At 35.4% G+C, this 15,309-nt stretch carries 20 protein-coding genes; 12 read left to right on the top strand and 8 right to left on the bottom strand.

Annotation, left to right across the window (positions count from 1 at the left end):
• Positions 1-2: 2 nt before the first annotated feature.
• From FJ213_00965 to FJ213_00945, 5 genes are read right to left on the bottom strand one after another with little or no spacing between them, the layout of a single operon-like run.
• The gene (locus FJ213_00965) at positions 3-470 is read right to left on the bottom strand and encodes a hypothetical protein (protein ID MBM4174736.1); all 468 of its coding nucleotides are present in this window, start codon (positions 468-470) and stop codon (positions 3-5) included.
• Positions 471-501: 31 nt separating this feature from the next.
• On the bottom strand, positions 502-1,083 hold the full coding sequence (locus FJ213_00960; protein ID MBM4174735.1) for a hypothetical protein: 582 nt from the start codon (positions 1,081-1,083) through the stop codon (positions 502-504).
• Positions 1,080-1,817 (bottom strand): class I SAM-dependent methyltransferase, encoded by a 738-nt coding sequence (locus FJ213_00955; GenBank protein ID MBM4174734.1) that lies wholly within the window; start codon positions 1,815-1,817, stop codon positions 1,080-1,082. The genes FJ213_00960 and FJ213_00955 overlap by 4 nt, the downstream gene beginning before the upstream one ends.
• Entirely contained in the window at positions 1,814-2,413 is a 600-nt protein-coding gene (recR, locus tag FJ213_00950) for a recombination protein RecR (GenBank protein MBM4174733.1), read from the bottom strand. The genes FJ213_00955 and recR overlap by 4 nt, the downstream gene beginning before the upstream one ends.
• On the bottom strand, positions 2,413-2,739 hold the full coding sequence (locus FJ213_00945) for a YbaB/EbfC family nucleoid-associated protein (GenBank protein ID MBM4174732.1): 327 nt from the start codon (positions 2,737-2,739) through the stop codon (positions 2,413-2,415). The genes recR and FJ213_00945 overlap by 1 nt, the downstream gene beginning before the upstream one ends.
• A 198-nt stretch (positions 2,740-2,937) precedes the next feature.
• On the opposite strand from FJ213_00945, the gene FJ213_00940 reads away from it, so the two are divergent.
• The 12 genes from FJ213_00940 to FJ213_00885 are packed head-to-tail and all read left to right on the top strand — an operon-like array spanning position 2,938 to position 11,902.
• Positions 2,938-3,675: a hypothetical protein gene (locus FJ213_00940; protein MBM4174731.1), complete on the top strand. Its 738-nt coding sequence runs from the start codon at positions 2,938-2,940 to the stop codon at positions 3,673-3,675.
• 6 nt (positions 3,676-3,681) lie between these two features.
• Positions 3,682-4,332: a phosphatidylserine decarboxylase family protein gene (locus FJ213_00935; GenBank protein ID MBM4174730.1), complete on the top strand. Its 651-nt coding sequence runs from the start codon at positions 3,682-3,684 to the stop codon at positions 4,330-4,332.
• Between the two features lie 4 nt (positions 4,333-4,336).
• Positions 4,337-5,098 (top strand): CDP-diacylglycerol--serine O-phosphatidyltransferase, encoded by a 762-nt coding sequence (gene pssA, locus FJ213_00930; protein MBM4174729.1) that lies wholly within the window; start codon positions 4,337-4,339, stop codon positions 5,096-5,098.
• 2 nt (positions 5,099-5,100) lie between these two features.
• A complete protein-coding gene (purS, locus tag FJ213_00925; GenBank protein ID MBM4174728.1) occupies positions 5,101-5,349 on the top strand; it encodes a phosphoribosylformylglycinamidine synthase subunit PurS in 249 nt (82 codons plus the stop codon).
• The gene (gene purQ / locus FJ213_00920; GenBank protein MBM4174727.1) at positions 5,346-6,032 is read left to right on the top strand and encodes a phosphoribosylformylglycinamidine synthase subunit PurQ; all 687 of its coding nucleotides are present in this window, start codon (positions 5,346-5,348) and stop codon (positions 6,030-6,032) included. The genes purS and purQ overlap by 4 nt, the downstream gene beginning before the upstream one ends.
• Positions 6,033-6,043: 11 nt before the next feature.
• Positions 6,044-6,244, top strand: a complete 201-nt coding sequence (tatA, locus tag FJ213_00915; GenBank protein ID MBM4174726.1) for a twin-arginine translocase TatA/TatE family subunit — start codon at positions 6,044-6,046, stop codon at positions 6,242-6,244.
• A 24-nt stretch (positions 6,245-6,268) separates the two neighbouring features.
• On the top strand, positions 6,269-7,675 hold the full coding sequence (gene gatA / locus FJ213_00910) for an Asp-tRNA(Asn)/Glu-tRNA(Gln) amidotransferase subunit GatA (protein ID MBM4174725.1): 1,407 nt from the start codon (positions 6,269-6,271) through the stop codon (positions 7,673-7,675).
• A 17-nt stretch (positions 7,676-7,692) separates the two neighbouring features.
• Positions 7,693-8,646, top strand: coding sequence for a succinate--CoA ligase subunit alpha (gene sucD / locus FJ213_00905; GenBank protein ID MBM4174724.1), 954 nt, complete (start codon positions 7,693-7,695; stop codon positions 8,644-8,646).
• A 9-nt stretch (positions 8,647-8,655) separates the two neighbouring features.
• Complete coding sequence (locus FJ213_00900) at positions 8,656-9,072, top strand: nucleoside-diphosphate kinase (protein MBM4174723.1); 417 nt, start codon at positions 8,656-8,658, stop codon at positions 9,070-9,072.
• A gap of 5 nt (positions 9,073-9,077) precedes the next feature.
• Positions 9,078-9,620: an NUDIX hydrolase gene (locus FJ213_00895; protein MBM4174722.1), complete on the top strand. Its 543-nt coding sequence runs from the start codon at positions 9,078-9,080 to the stop codon at positions 9,618-9,620.
• Positions 9,617-10,840, top strand: coding sequence for a DUF1343 domain-containing protein (locus FJ213_00890; GenBank protein ID MBM4174721.1), 1,224 nt, complete (start codon positions 9,617-9,619; stop codon positions 10,838-10,840). The genes FJ213_00895 and FJ213_00890 overlap by 4 nt, the downstream gene beginning before the upstream one ends.
• A gap of 27 nt (positions 10,841-10,867) precedes the next feature.
• Complete coding sequence (locus FJ213_00885) at positions 10,868-11,902, top strand: hypothetical protein (protein MBM4174720.1); 1,035 nt, start codon at positions 10,868-10,870, stop codon at positions 11,900-11,902.
• A 130-nt stretch (positions 11,903-12,032) separates the two neighbouring features.
• Here FJ213_00885 and FJ213_00880 read toward each other — a convergent pair whose 3' ends face one another.
• From FJ213_00880 to FJ213_00870, 3 genes are read right to left on the bottom strand one after another with little or no spacing between them, the layout of a single operon-like run.
• Positions 12,033-13,364 carry a nodulation protein NfeD gene (locus FJ213_00880; protein MBM4174719.1) on the bottom strand — a complete coding sequence of 444 codons (1,332 nt, stop codon included), beginning with the start codon at positions 13,362-13,364 and terminating at the stop codon, positions 12,033-12,035.
• A 35-nt stretch (positions 13,365-13,399) separates the two neighbouring features.
• Positions 13,400-14,827, bottom strand: a complete 1,428-nt coding sequence (locus tag FJ213_00875) for an RtcB family protein (GenBank protein MBM4174718.1) — start codon at positions 14,825-14,827, stop codon at positions 13,400-13,402.
• On the bottom strand, positions 14,824-15,249 hold the full coding sequence (locus FJ213_00870) for an archease (protein ID MBM4174717.1): 426 nt from the start codon (positions 15,247-15,249) through the stop codon (positions 14,824-14,826). Before FJ213_00870 ends, FJ213_00875 begins: the two co-directional genes overlap by 4 nt.
• Positions 15,250-15,309 lie beyond the last annotated feature (60 nt).

Genomic DNA, 15,309 nt, shown 5'->3' with positions numbered 1-15,309 from the left:
CGTTAAAAGTTTGATTCATCTCTCCACCTTGTTATGCTCCACTTCTCGGTGGCAGAGTTTCTTTCTAATGTTAAATTTACCCGTCCATCAATTCTAATTATATCGGTCGGGTTAAAAGTGAATGTTAAATTAAAACCTCTTATTACATTTGCATTTGCAGAATCTATTGTACTTGCTACAATATTATTCCAAATTAAATCTACTTTCTGTGTAGATGAAAAAAGTAATCCAGTGATTCTTACATCTTCGTCCCTTCCCCACGAGACATCAAATCCTTTATCATAATCGCGGTAAATAAAAATGAAGTTACCACCGAATAGTTGTCCGTAAATTGTTGTGTCCTTAAAAGTATAAGCATACTGGAAATTCTTAAACACACCTTCGATATTTTTTTGATCGCTCAATAATCCGCCATTATCAGAAATTTGATCGTCAAATGCTGGCGAAAATGGATTGAAACAGCTATACAAAAACAATGATGATAATATCAAAATAAAAATCCTAATAGCTGAATCTCCCCTTTAACTCACTCCAGGTCGGAAATTCATCACGTTTTGAATCTCGCCAAAAACTGATAGCCCACTCTCCTCGTGTATTTCTAAATAGGGTCATCTGCATATGACCATGAAATTCTTTTGGAATGTCAGAAACTCCATGTTCAGCGAACAGAAGATAATCAGCCGAATAAGTCATACTGTCTCCGGCAATTGTTCCCTCGTTTTCACTAAAACAAGATAAGCTGAAAGAAGAATTCTCTCTAAGTTTGGATTTGATATTTTCAAAATAGGATCGTTCATTCGTAACATTCCAATTACTGAATAGAGTCGGAAATAATATTACTCCCTCACTTGTAGGTATGAAAGAGAAGGTTTTTCCAGTTAGTATCGAGTCAACAAAACAATTCAAGTAATTCTCTGTTGATTTATCGCTAAAAGAGTTTTTAAAATTTGAAATAAGAATTCCGGCACTCGTCGCAGGAATCCAATTCGTTCGGGGTGAAGTTGGATCCTCAGGCTTTCGAGTTTCGAACAATTCGCAACCGACAAAAACAAACGATATCACTATGAAAATTACGACTTTCATTTTTGTGCAAAAATTATGGTCCTAGGACTTTTACTATTAAAGTTACTTCCACTGTAATCACCGAAGAGTTTATGGATCCTCATGTTTCGCAACTCAAGCATCTTAACTAAATCACCTTTTGAATACATGTGCACCGACTCAAAGAATGTATCCGAATTGCCGTTTTTTCGAATGATTATTTCTTTATTGATCCGATTTCCTTCTATCCAACGTTTTTGAATTATTTTCAATCCAAGTCTTTCGCTTTCTTCACTTTCGACTAGAGAGTTTTTGATATGTTCCGAGTTAAAAAAGTCTAAGACTAACCAGCCGTTTTCCCTTAGAGAGTTAACCATATTAGAAAGAACTTTGTCATTCTCTTCCGCTGTGAAATAACCGAAGCTTGTAAAGAAATTAATTGTTAAATCGTATTTATTTAATTGATCGAAATCACGCATATCACAGACGTCGAGATTAAGTTTGAAATTCTTTTTTTGCGATTTTTCCTTTATGATAGACAACATATTTTTGCTCAAATCAAAAGCATCGACAGTATATCCACGTTCGGCAAGTTCAATACTCAATCGGCCAGCTCCACAGCAAAAATCAAGTATTTTCCAATCTGCGGATGGTCTAATTTCCTTTTCAATTAAATTTAGAAAAACTACCGCTTCATTTTCATTACGAAGCGAATAAACATCTCGATAATATGAAGAATCGAACCATATTTTATACCAATCAAGTTTATTACTCACTTTAAAACGATCCTTCCTTCTAAAGCGCGGGTTACGGTTGCTTCATCGGCAAATTCTAAATCACTGCCAATTGGTAATCCTCGTGCGATTCTCGAAATCCTAAAATCTTGGTTTTGCAATAAGTTTGCGATATACAATGCCGTTGCTTCTCCCTCAGTATTTGGATTCATGGCAAGAATAATTTCTTTAGGTTTCAACTTCTGAATTCGTTCCAGAAGTTCCTTGATTTTTAGATCAGCCGGTCCTATTCCATCCAAAGGTGAAAGCACTCCACCAATTACATGGTATAAACCTTTGTATTCATTGGTTTTTTCAATTGCAATGACATCGTTTATTTCTTCAACGATACATATAATATCACGGTCACGATTGGATGAGTCACAAATGGGACACAATTCTTCAGTTGAAAGATTAAAACAATTCTTACAAAATTTAATATTCGTTTTTAAATTTGTAATGGAATTTGTAAGATTTTCGATGTCTAAATGAGACTGTCTTAAAATAAACAGTGAGAGTCGTAAAGCTGTTTTTCTTCCGATCCCCGGAAGCTTGCTCAACTGTTGTATCGCTATTTCTAATGGTTCGGCGATTAACATTAAAATCCAGGAATGTTCATCCCTGGCGGTAACATTCCCTTTGTTACTTTTCCTAATTCTTCTTCTGACATTTTCGTAGCTGAAGCAATTGCTTTATTGAAAGCAGCAATTAAAAGATCTTCCAATATCGATGGATCGGAAGGATCAATAATTTCCTTTTCAAGAGTGATATTAACAACTTCTTTCTTCCCGTTCATAGTGATTTTAACTAATCCACCACCCGATTCTTCAGTTATTACTTTTTCACTCAATTCTTGTTGGACTCTTTCCATTTCTTCTTGCATTTTTTGCACTTGCTTTAACATTCCTTGCAGATTCGGCTTCATTTTTTCCCTTTAATTAAAATAAATAACTGAAATACTTAAACTAATTTATTAAGTAGCCAAAAATGGCTGCCAAATATAATGAAAAAAGTTGCTGAAATCAATTATAACTGAATTTTTACCCGTTTTTTTCGTAATAATGACAAAAATTGTCAATTTTGATAATTTCAGATTATAACCTTATAAGATTTCGATTGACAAATGAAATCGAATTTAATATTATCACCTTCAAATTTAGGGGTTTACGTGAGAACACGAAAAAAAAGAACTGTCATATATGAAGAAATTGGAAAGAAGGTCTACGAGAACCTAATCCCAGATACTTTTCTGATTCATTTTGAGAATGAAGCAGAGCTAAACTTTAAACCAAAAAAAATTAACGGGATAGATGAGATCAACCAGAAATGTGCTGTTCACTTTTTCCAATTGTTGAACAGTTACAACATTCCATCTTCATTTCTCATTGATAAACCAAAGAATGAAATAATTGTTCAGAAATACGAAAAGCTGCCAATTCAGCTTAAAGTGTTGAATTACCCAGATAAGTCAATTGCCAAAACGTTCAAAGTTAAAATTGGAGAAAGTTTAGCTTTCCCTCTTTTCGAAATTTACTACGATGGATCAGCAAAAAACTTAATTAATGAATCACATTTGCTGGCATTCAAAATTGCAACATTAGACGAATCGAAAGTGATGATGAGAATCGCATCTAAAGTAAATGCAATTTTCAAATCATATTTTGAAAGACGCGACTATTCTCTCGCAGAATTTCACTTAGAATTTGGAAAGTTTCAAGATAGAATTTTTCTAACTTCGACATTTGGGTATGAAAATATTAAATTAGTTCCAAAAGGAGATTTTCCTCCATTGGAAGCCAAAACTAACTCTCCACGTAGGATAAAAGAATCTTTTATTAACTTTCAAAAATTGATATATTAGTAACCAATGATAACAAAATATGGTTACACCACAGTAGGAACAATTGCCCTGATTGTTTTCCTGGTAATAGCTCTTGCTTTTTTTATTTCTAATCCATACATAAAGCAAACTTTAATAGTGCTTTCGGTAATTTTTTTCGCCTTTACACTGAATTTCTTCAGAGATCCAGACAGAACTACTCCAGCAGAAAAAAATCTACTAATTTCGCCCGCAGATGGTGAAATAATCCACATTTCCGTAGTTGAGGAAAAAAACTATTTAAATGGTTTAGCGAAAAAGGTATGCATATTCATGTCACCATTAAATGTCCATGTAAATCGAATACCAGTTGATGGAAAAATCGATTATTTAAAATATCACAAAGGTGAATACCTAGTAGCTTTTGACGACAAAAGTTCTGAAAGAAATGAACGAATGGATATCGGAGTGTTGAGCGATTACGGTAAAATCTTATTCACTCAAATTGCCGGATTTATCGCTCGAAGAATCGTTTGCACACTTTCTATTGGACAAGAAGTTCAAGCAGGAGAAAGATTCGGAATGATAAAATTCGGCAGCCGGGTTGATATCTATATGCCAGCATCTGCTGAAGTGCTTGTGGCGATGAAGCAGAAGGTATATGCAGGCGAAACCATAATTGCTCGATTTAACAAATAACTTTATGCAAATTAAACTCACACGATCTTTGATTCCGAACTTATTCACTTTGATGAATATGTTTTGCGGATTTCTCTCAATTATTAATTCATTTGAGGGAAATTTTGTATATGCTTCGGTTTTAATTGTTGTTGCAGCAATATTTGATCTACTGGATGGATTAGCGGCTCGCATCACAAAATCAGCAAGTGAATTTGGTGTAGAATTGGATTCATTATCCGATGTAATTTCCTTCGGAGCGGCACCGGCATTTTTGATATACAACATTCATTTAAAATCCTTTTATGAAGTCGGAGTTTTAATTAGTGCATTCTATTTAATTTGCGTCGCTCTCAGACTTGCAAGGTTCAATGTCCAATTAATAGGATTTGACAAAGCATTTTTCTATGGACTACCAAGTCCATTATCCGCCATAACTGTAGCTTCATATATCATATCATTTTATGAAGTGAATAGATTTGTATCGAATGCTTCCCTCTATTTTTTACCACTGGTAATTCTTGTCAGTATTCTAATGGTGAGTCAAGTTAAATATGATGCTTTCCCGAAATTCAATTTAGCCGAATTCAAGTCGAAACCATTTTATTTTCTTTTCCTTACTGCTGCATTTATAATTGCAATCTTAACAGAAGGCAAATGGATTATTCTTTTAATCGCAGCATTTATATTATATGGAATTGTTCGAGCGATCATTGCATGGATTTTCAAATCGAGTGAAGAAAAATCCTCGGATGATTTAGATGAATTTGCAAATTTTGATATTTAATTATGTTTTTGGCGAAGATATTTATTACAAGAAGACGTTCGATTCTTGACCCACAAGGTAAAGCGGTTGAATTAGGAATTAAATCCATAGGCTTGGAAAATATTTCGGATGTACGAATTGATAAATACATTGAGCTTAAAATCAATGATTCTGTTTATGCCAGTGCTGTACAATCAATCGAAAAAGTTTGCAATGATCTTCTCGCCAATTCCCACCTCGAAGATTTTACCTACGAGCTTATTGAATTATGAAGTTTGGAGTGGTGATTTTTCCAGGATCTAATTGTGATTATGATTCTTTTCATGTATTAAAAAGAATTCTAAAAGCTGAAACTGTCTTTTTATTTCATAAAGAGGATTCCTTGCAGAATTGCGATGCAATAGTTTTGCCCGGTGGATTTTCTTACGGGGATTATTTACGAACTGGTTCGATTGCACGATTCACTCCTATCATGCAAGAAGTTATTGCATTTGCAATAAACGGCGGCATTGTAATTGGAATTTGTAACGGTTTTCAAATTCTGTGTGAAAGTAATCTTTTGCCCGGAGTTTTAATCAAGAATGAGAACTTAAGATTCAAATGCTTTGATACTTTTTTAAGGGTGGAGAATAATAAAACATCTTTCACTAAAAATTTCCATTCTAATGAGGTAGTCAAGTTCCCTATTGCCCATGGTGATGGATGCTACTTCACCGAAGAAGAGACTTTAGTCTCACTTGAAAAGAATGAACAAATTTTGCTAAAATATTGTGACAGACACGGAAATATTACACCAGATTCAAATCCAAATGGTTCTGTAGCAAATATTGCGGGAATTTGCAATGAAAAGAAAAATGTTTTCGGTCTTATGCCCCATCCGGAAAGATGCAGCGAATCGATTCTCGGCAGTACGGATGGAATAAAAATTTTTGAATCAATTTTTAACAATAATTAAAGGATAAAATAATGTTTGGTAACATTGGCGCCCCTGAAATAATTCTTATACTATTAGTAGTCTTAGTTTTATTCGGAGCAAAAAAAATCCCAGAGCTTGCACAAGGGCTTGGAAAAGGAATCCGCGAATTTAAAAAATCAATGAAAGATATTGAAGAAGATATCAGTGCTGAAGATAAAAAGATTTCTTCAGGGGAAAATAAAAAATCTTAACATTACTGTAATAATAGTTTATAAGTGGTCGGATTACATATTCTCGAAACACAGTCTCTGCCAGAGAGAACAAAAACCTATCTCTCAAAAATTAAATCGAATCAGAATCTTAATGCATTTAATAATCTGCTCGAACATGCCGCATTGCATTCTGCTGAGAGAATTCAAAATAAATTTAATTCTGGTCACGAGGTCGGAAAACTTGCCGGCAAAGTCATAGTAGTGAAAGATTTGATTGCAGCTAAAGATTCTGAACTAACTTGCTCTTCAGCCATATTAAAAGGATTTCATTCACTTTATAATTCTACCGTTGTTGAAAAATTGTTAATGGAAGATGCTGTATTAATCGGTATAACCAATTGCGATGAATTCGCTATGGGCTCATCGAATGAAAATTCTGCGTTCGGTGCTGTATCAAATCCAAAAAACTTGATGCATGTTCCAGGTGGTTCGAGCGGAGGTTCGGCTGCAGCAGTTTCAGCGAATTTATGCGATGCTGCACTAGGAACTGATACTGGCGGGTCTATCAGACAACCAGCTGCATTCTGCGGTGTATATGGTTTAAAGCCGACTTATGGAAGAGTTTCGCGCTACGGATTAGTTGCATTCGCATCGTCGTTCGATTGTATTGGACCGATTGCGAACAGCACTTATGATTGTGCTGATATACTTGAGGTAATATCTGGCAAAGACGAAAAAGACGCTACCTCAGATGAGAAGTCGGTTCCTGAATTTTCAAAATTAATATCGGCAGGAGTTAAGGGAATTAAGATTGGAATACCGAAAGAATATTTTCAATCCGGATTAAATGATGAGATCCGTATTGCAATTCAGAATCAAATCGATCTTTTATCGAAAGATGGATGTGAGATATTGGAAGTATCGCTTCCACACACTGAATACTCGATTGCAGCATATTATATTCTAACCACTGCAGAAGCTTCTGCAAATCTCGCTCGCTACGACGGTGCTCGATATGGAAAGCGGTTTGATTCAAAAGATATCCAGCAAATGTATATCGGTTCGCGAACTAAAGGTTTAGGAAAAGAAGTAAAAAGAAGAATTATGCTTGGTACATATGTACTTTCTTCAGGATATTACGATGCATATTATCTTAAAGGACAGAAAGTAAGAAGATTAATCCAAAATGATTTCAATAACGTATTCAAGAAAGTTGAGTGTCTAATTACTCCAACAACGCCAACTGCCGCATTTAAATTAGGTGAGAAAGTAACTGATCCGCTTGAAATGTATCTAAACGATATCTATACAACTTCTGCGAACTTGGCTGGAATTCCTGGAATGAATATCCCAATTGGAATTAATTCGGACAACCTGCCAATCGGAATGCAAGTAATGTCAAATCATTTTAACGAAGAAATTTTATTAAGAATTAGTTATTTCATCGAACAAAAAATTAAAACGAATTAAAATTATAGGAAATTAGAATGAGTATTTTAGTTAATAAAAAATCCCGTGTTGTTGTTCAAGGAATTACCGGCGGTGAAGGTTCATTTCATACTACTCAAATGATCGAGTATGGAACGAAAGTAGTGGCGGGTGTTGTACCTGGAAAAGGAGGACAAAATTTTCAGAATGTTCCAATTTATAATACCGTTAGTGAAGCTGTGAAAAATCAAAAAGCAGACACTGCAGTAATTTTCGTACCTCCAGCTTTCGCCCCAGATGCAATCCTAGAATCAGCTTATGCCGGAATTAAAGTTATTATTTGTATTACTGAAGGTATTCCTGCAAAGGATATGATTGCTGTTTATAATGTGATAAAGAGATTAGGAGTTCATCTTGTTGGGCCAAACTGTCCGGGAGTTATAACACCAGGTGAATGTAAACTTGGAATAATGCCCGGCTTCATTCACAAAAAAGGAAAAGTTGGATTAGTTTCACGAAGCGGAACTTTAACTTACGAAGCTGTGAAACAGCTGACAGAACTCGGAATTGGACAATCTACATGCGTTGGGATTGGCGGCGATCCAATCATTGGCTCATCATTTCTTGACATAATTAAATTATTCAACGAAGATAAGAACACAGAAGCTATCGTGATGATCGGTGAGATTGGAGGTTCTGCGGAAGAGGAAGCTGCAGCTTACATCAAAAAAAATGTTAAGAAACCGGTGGTTGGATTTATTGCCGGAAGAACTGCCCCTCCCGGAAGAAGAATGGGACATGCCGGTGCAATCATCTCAGGTGGAAAGGGAACTGCTGCAGAAAAAATGGCAGCAATGAAAAAAGCAGGAATTCATGTCGTAGAAAGCCCTGCCGAAATTGGCATTACGATGAAAAAAGTCCTATCGAAAACTAAATCAAAACCAAAGAAGAAAAGTGTTATTAGTAAAAAGAAAGTTCAAACGAAGAAAAAAAAGCAAACAAGAAAGAAATAGGAGAATAATTTGGAACGAACTCTTGCAATCCTAAAACCCGATTGTGTTAAGAAAAATCTTATTGGAAAAGTTATCGATAAAATCGTTGATGCGAATTTCAAAATAGTTGGAATGAAAATGATTCAACTCTCTAAAGAAAGTGCTCAAGAATTTTATGTGGTTCATAAAGAAAGACTGTTTTATAAGGATCTTGTTGAATTCATGACTTCCGGATTCTGCGTTCCCATTGCTCTCGAAAAGGAAAATGCTGTAGCCGATTTCCGAGGATTAATTGGAGCAACTGATCCTGCCGAAGCTAAAGAAGGAACAATCCGAAAACTTTTTGCTTCCAGCAAGCAAGAAAATATTGTGCATGGCTCTGACTCTGTGGAAAATGGGAAAGTTGAGATTAGTCACTTTTTTTCAAGAAACGAGCTTCTAGGATAACTTGGATGCTGACTCGCTGGAAAAAAATTTCTTCTATGATGAAGTATGAGAATAAGTATTGGACTTATTTGATTGATCAATTTACTATCGATGGTTCAAAGGAATTTGAATATCATTATGTCCACACTCTTGGATCAACTATGATCGTTCCGCAGCTTGAGAATGGAAAATTCTTACTTGTTGAACAGTACAGATATTTGAATGACATGTTCAGTCTCGAGTTCCCTTGCGGGTCAATAGAGAAAGAGTTTTCAAAAATTGAAAACGCTAAAAAAGAATTGGTCGAAGAGACGGGTTATTCCACCGAAAGTTTGGTCGAAATTGGATTTTTTTCTCCTTACAATGGTGTCGGAGATGAAATCTGCACTGTTTATTTCGCTAATCAACTGAAAAACTTTGGTTCCTTGCCAGATGAAACAGAGAAATTTATTATTCATGAGCTTACTGAAGATGATATAGATAAAAAAGTACTCACCAATGAAATCTGGGATGGGATGACGATCTCAGCGTGGACGTTTTATAAAACTAAAATCAGAGAACGAAAATGAAAACGTATATTTTTTTATTTCTGCTAATCCCGATTTTTTCCTATTCAAAAGTCTTAATTGGAATTGAAAGCCTTATCTCAGATCAATTTCATCTTATCGAAAATAAAAATATTGGTATCATCACAAATCATACGAGTGTAATTCCAAGTGGAAAACATTTTGTAGATCATCTTTTTGAAATGAAAAAAGTGAATATCGTTGCGCTATTTGGACCCGAACATGGGATCCGTGGAGATATTCCTGATGGAAGTATAATTAATAATTCCATTGATGCGCTAACTGGCATAACAATTTATTCTCTTTACGGTGATATACGAAAACCAACTAAAGACATGTTAAAAGGGATCGATGTTTTGATCTTTGATATTCAAGATGTCGGTGCTCGATTCTATACGTACATTAGCACATTAAACAATTGCATCGAAGCAGCGGCAGAAAATAATATTAAGTTCATTGTATGTGATAGACCGAATCCTATTGGTGGAGTAAAAGTCGCAGGGCCGATCCTCAAACCAAATGTAAAATCATTTGTTGGAATTCAACCAATTCCAGTACAACATGGAATGACTGTTGGAGAATTAGCAATGATGTTCAATGATGAGGGGTGGTTTGAAAATAATGTTAAAGCAGATCTAACTGTAATAAAAGTTAGAAACTGGAGTCGTTCACAATTATTTGACCAAACAGGTATGAATTGGATTAATCCTTCACCAAATATGGTCAGTTCAGAAGCTGCACTGATTTATCCAGGCTTGTGCTTAATTGAAGGAACAAATGTTTCCGAAGGGAGAGGAACATTAAAACCATTTTTAACGATCGGTGCCCCCTACATAGACTCTGATAGATTGATTAAAGAGTTGCAGCAAACTGATTTGAAAGGTGTAAAATTTAACTCAATATCATTTACACCTGTAGCAATAAAAAACATGAATGCAAATCCCAAATACAAAGATAAACCGTGTAAAGGCCTTCAAATTCAGGTAACTGATCCGCAGGAAGTTGAAGCTGTTAAATTGGGAATAACTATTATTTATTTAATTAATTCACTTCATAAAAGTGAGTTCAAATTTGATACCACCCGCTTCAATCGATTGATGGGAGATGACTCAATTATCGATAAAATTCTTGCAGGGAAAACACCAGAAGATATTCTTGGTTCTTGGGAAAGTGAGTTAACTAACTTTATCAAAATTAGAGAGAAATATCTTTTCTACAATTAATTTGAAAAAAAAACGAATAGAGGAAAAATGAAATCATTATTAGCAATTGCAGTATCTACTTTTTTGCTTTTTTTTGGATGCGGAAGTGATACCAAACAAGAAGAACCAAGGAGCGAAGATTCTATATCCACAAGTGAAATATCACTTTCGGCACCAGTACAAATCGAGGATGGTGTTCATCTGCTTTATGATATAAAAAAGGGGACAACTCTTAAATACAAGATGCGGAATTATAACAAATCGATTCAATCTATTATTTCAGATACTACAATGTCGCAATCGATGACCCAAGACATCGAATATTACTTCAATGTGAAAGTCAATGACAAGGATGAATCAGGAAATCTATCACTCGATTTTTTCTGTGAACGAATTAAAGCCAAAGGTGAAAGCAGTCTCGGAGAAAAGTTAACTTATGATTCGAAAACGCCACCGACTGATTCTCTCGAGAAACGAAAGTACATGAATTTTGATGTCTTAGCTGGAGTTGATTTTGCTGCAAGAATATCTTCAACCGGTGAGATTCTCGACATTTTTAAAACCGATAAGATTTTAGAAAAGATAGTAAAAGAGGCACCAAAAGAACCTACAGCAGCTGAAAAAGCTCAGTTAAGAAATGACATTCAGCAAGCTGTAATTCGACCATTAGTTCAGCAAATTTTCAAAAACACAACTGATAAAAAAATGAATATCGACTCAAGCTGGACGCTCAATTATCCATCTCAAATTTCCGTTTTTGAAATGGAAAATGTCGCTCAATACAAGTTGAAAAACTTTTATGAAAAAGATAATTCAAAACTGGCCGAGGTTGATGCACAACTGACCGTCAAATCCAAAGGTAAAAGTGAATTCAGCGAACAAGGCGTGAATTATAATTTCGAAAAACCAAAAACATCCGGCTCAGGAAAATTGTATTTCGATCTTGATCGAAAATGCATTAAGCGTGCGGTATCCGATGTTTCCTTCGAAATGACACTTAAAATGAAAGAAGTGAAAACAGGAAAAGAAGCCAAACGAATCGACAAAATTGAAACAAGAAATTTGACTGAACTTCTAAATTAAAGCTAAATAAATTACGCAGTGACCTGAAGCAAGATTTAACAAACTTGAACTCGATCAATTTTGAATAGACCTTTGCAGAGCTTAATATGCAATTTGTTTCATTAGGACATTATTGTTTGAATAGATTCGATTAGACTTTACTCTCTCTGACTATTACTTTTGAACCTTCGACTTTCATAACAGAGATTTCAGAATTAGCAGCGATAAATTCCCCTTCTGTTACGACGTCAATTCTTTTATTTTCAATCAGTGCAATTCCAGCAGGTCTCAATTGAGTAACAGCTTTTCCCATTTTCCCTAACAAGAAACTGAGGTCAGGATTTGAGGAGAATCCTTCCTGAATTTTTTCTTCCTGAGATAGTATCAAACGATTCCATACAGTTGTCTTCGGTAAGAACTTTGATAAAATTACTATTGAAATAATTCCAAGTACAATTGAAAATGCTAATTGAATTATTGCAGCAGATATATCATCTCCGGTTACAATTGGAAAATCGCTGAGCAGCCCGAAAAAGATTGATCCAATCATCATTAAAATGCCTATGACACCTACAAAGCCGAATCCTGGTATATAAAATATTTCAATAAGCAGAAGTGCAAGTCCAATAATGAAAATTAAAATCTCCCAAATATTAGCCAACTGAAGAATGTAATTTGTTCCAAAAAATAAAACGAGGGCGATAATTCCAGCTGTACCAGGCAATCCCCATCCGGGTGTTTTAACTTCAGTGAAAAGACCGACAATTCCAATCATTATTAAAATTCCGCTGATAATTGGATTGCTTAAAAACCTGACAACCTCTTCAGCCCAATTAGTTGAGGAGTAAATCAACTCAGGATCTTCTATCCCAAAATGTTCAAGCACTTCAACAACATCAGACGAAATAAAATCACAATATCCATATTTATGAGCTTCTTCAGTTGTGAGTGTTAGGAGTTTTGTAGAGTCATCCAATTCTGGTAAATCCTTTAGCACTACTTTTTGATCTACCATTGCTTCAGCAATATCTGGTCTGCGTTTATTCCGTTCGGCAGTCGACCGCATCTCTGATCTCATATAAGATTGATATTTCTCAGAAGCGTATTGCCCGCTTTGATCCACCACAGTTGTTGCACCCATTGAGGAGCCTGGCGCCATAGCAATTTTTTGTGCTGAGATAGTGATCAAAGCTCCCGCTGAGATTGCTCGATTGTTAACAAAAGCAATCGTTAGAACATTCGACTTTAGCAGAGCATCCTTGATCCTAGTTGCGGCATCAACTCTTCCGCCAAAAGTGTTGACTTTCAGTAGGATCGCTTGGAATCCTTCTTCTTCTGCATCATTGATAACTCTTTCTACATAAGGAGCCAATCCGAGATCAATTTCTCCGGAGATTTCTATCACATAAACTTTTTTCGCAGTTTGACTGAAACTTACCGTGTAAAGAGAACTAAACAGTAAAATGAAAATTATTTTTTTCATATAAAATTGAATCATAGTTTATTTTAAAATTTTTGTTAACCTTTTATAACACCAATCGGTTTAAGTTTAGCTACTTTTAATGAGATACCTGCTCTGTGAACGACATCAACCACTGAAGAAATATTTTTATATGCTTCAGGAATTTCCTCGGTTATTCCGCTCCGAGTTGATGCATGAATAGTGATTCCTTTTTCATTCAACTTTTTAACCGCTTCGTCTGCAGTCATGAGCTGTTTAGCTTTATTGCGGGAAAGCGCCCTTCCAGCTCCATGACAAGTTGAACCAAATGTTTCTTCCATAGCTGTCTCGGTTCCAACAAGTACATACGAATAAGTCCCCATGCTACCGGGTATTAGCACAGGCTGCCCATATTCTTTATAAGCTGCCGGTATATCCTTATGCTTTTTGGGGAAAGCTCTCGTTGCACCTTTTCTATGGACAAGAACTTTCTTCTTTTCGGAGTTGACGTTGTGTTCTTCAATTTTGGCGATGTTATGACAAACATCATAAACAATTTTTACTTGTTCGGTTTTAAATAGTCTTTTAAAAACTTCTCTTACATTAAATGTAATCAATTGTCGATTGTTGAATGCAAAGTTTGCCGCAGAAGCCATAGCTGCTAAATAATTTTTTCCTTCTTTAGAATCGATTGGCACACATGCTAATTCTCTATCAGGCATAGAAATACCATACGATTTCATAGCAGCATCCATTTCGCGTAAATAATCAGTGCAGACCTGATGACCCAAACCTCGTGAACCTGTATGAACCAGAATTACGATCTGTTCCTTATGGAGATTAAATGCCTTTGCTGTCTCATCATCAAATATTTCTTGTACAACTTGCACTTCGACAAAATGATTTCCTGAACCAAGTGTCCCCAATTGATCTCTTCCTCTATCTTTTGCACGATTGGAAACCATTTCCGGATTTGCATTTGGAATGCATCCATGTTCTTCTATAAAATCTCGATCGGAGTTAAATGCATATTTACTTTTAATCGACCAGTCGACCCCCAATTTCATAACATCATTCAATTCAGAATGGCTTAGTTTTAATCTTCCACTTTTTCCGGTTCCGGATGGAATTTCTTGGAATAGATTTTTTACTAATTCCGAGATTTTGGCTTTTACCTGATTGAACTGCAAATCAGTCGCTAGTAATCGAACTCCGCAATTAATATCGTAGCCGATTCCTCCAGGCGAAATTACTCCCTCCTTGAAATCAACTGCAGCGACTCCGCCAATACAAAATCCATATCCCTGATGGGCGTCAGGCATCCCAAGCGACGAATTTATAATTCCCGGCAGCGAAGCTGTATTAGCAACTTGCTCGATCGTCTTATCATTTTTAATTGCTTCAATTAAAATATCATCAGCATAAATTAATCCATCCACCCTCATGAATGGGTAATTCGATTTTGGGATGCGGTATTTTACTTCAGAGATTTTTTGAATGTTCATATATCAACAAAATATTCGATGATAGCATTTTCCTCAGCATTAATAATTTTTAACTGATGATAAGTCACTGCTTTTACATACAAATTAATTGGATGATTTTCAAGTTCAAAGTATTTCTTACAATACTTGAAATTCAGCCTCTCTGAATTCAAGAACTTAACTTTTATGTCATTTGGATAGATATTTTCTGAATCTATCAAATAAAGAATTTCATTTAAAAAGTTAACAAGAAGTGAGGGGGAATCAATCCCACTAATCTTAATTTCCGAAACATCCCCCTGCAGATTATCGTTGAGGTCATTCACATTTCCGAAAATAAGTTCAAGCAATGCTGCTGCCGATTCCTCAAAAGCATTTTCCAATTTCGATGCAATTACACGCACACCGATGTCAGAAGTATGTTCTAAGAATTCAATGCTCATAATTATTTGCTGTCACCGACCGGGTGACAGCAGCAATGCAATTATTTTAAAAACATGATT

The organism is Ignavibacteria bacterium, assembly GCA_016873845.1.
In the GTDB taxonomy this organism is placed as follows: Bacteria; Bacteroidota; Ignavibacteria; order Ch128b; family Ch128b; genus JAHJVF01.
This window is presented reverse-complemented; position numbering and strand designations above follow the sequence as displayed.

Coding starts and splice junctions, on each gene's coding strand:
- sucD (MBM4174724.1), top strand. CDS start 7,693: ATGAGTATTTTAGTTAATAAAAAATCCCGTGTTGTTGTTCAAGGAATT.
- FJ213_00885 (MBM4174720.1), top strand. CDS start 10,868: ATGAAATCATTATTAGCAATTGCAGTATCTACTTTTTTGCTTTTTTTT.
- purQ (MBM4174727.1), top strand. CDS start 5,346: ATGAAGTTTGGAGTGGTGATTTTTCCAGGATCTAATTGTGATTATGAT.
- purS (MBM4174728.1), top strand. CDS start 5,101: ATGTTTTTGGCGAAGATATTTATTACAAGAAGACGTTCGATTCTTGAC.
- FJ213_00895 (MBM4174722.1), top strand. CDS start 9,078: ATGCTGACTCGCTGGAAAAAAATTTCTTCTATGATGAAGTATGAGAAT.
- FJ213_00880 (MBM4174719.1), bottom strand. CDS start 13,364: ATGAAAAAAATAATTTTCATTTTACTGTTTAGTTCTCTTTACACGGTA.
- FJ213_00960 (MBM4174735.1), bottom strand. CDS start 1,083: ATGAAAGTCGTAATTTTCATAGTGATATCGTTTGTTTTTGTCGGTTGC.
- FJ213_00890 (MBM4174721.1), top strand. CDS start 9,617: ATGAAAACGTATATTTTTTTATTTCTGCTAATCCCGATTTTTTCCTAT.
- tatA (MBM4174726.1), top strand. CDS start 6,044: ATGTTTGGTAACATTGGCGCCCCTGAAATAATTCTTATACTATTAGTA.
- FJ213_00875 (MBM4174718.1), bottom strand. CDS start 14,827: ATGAACATTCAAAAAATCTCTGAAGTAAAATACCGCATCCCAAAATCG.
- FJ213_00945 (MBM4174732.1), bottom strand. CDS start 2,739: ATGAAGCCGAATCTGCAAGGAATGTTAAAGCAAGTGCAAAAAATGCAA.
- pssA (MBM4174729.1), top strand. CDS start 4,337: ATGCAAATTAAACTCACACGATCTTTGATTCCGAACTTATTCACTTTG.
- FJ213_00870 (MBM4174717.1), bottom strand. CDS start 15,249: ATGAGCATTGAATTCTTAGAACATACTTCTGACATCGGTGTGCGTGTA.
- FJ213_00940 (MBM4174731.1), top strand. CDS start 2,938: ATGAAATCGAATTTAATATTATCACCTTCAAATTTAGGGGTTTACGTG.
- recR (MBM4174733.1), bottom strand. CDS start 2,413: ATGTTAATCGCCGAACCATTAGAAATAGCGATACAACAGTTGAGCAAG.
- FJ213_00935 (MBM4174730.1), top strand. CDS start 3,682: ATGATAACAAAATATGGTTACACCACAGTAGGAACAATTGCCCTGATT.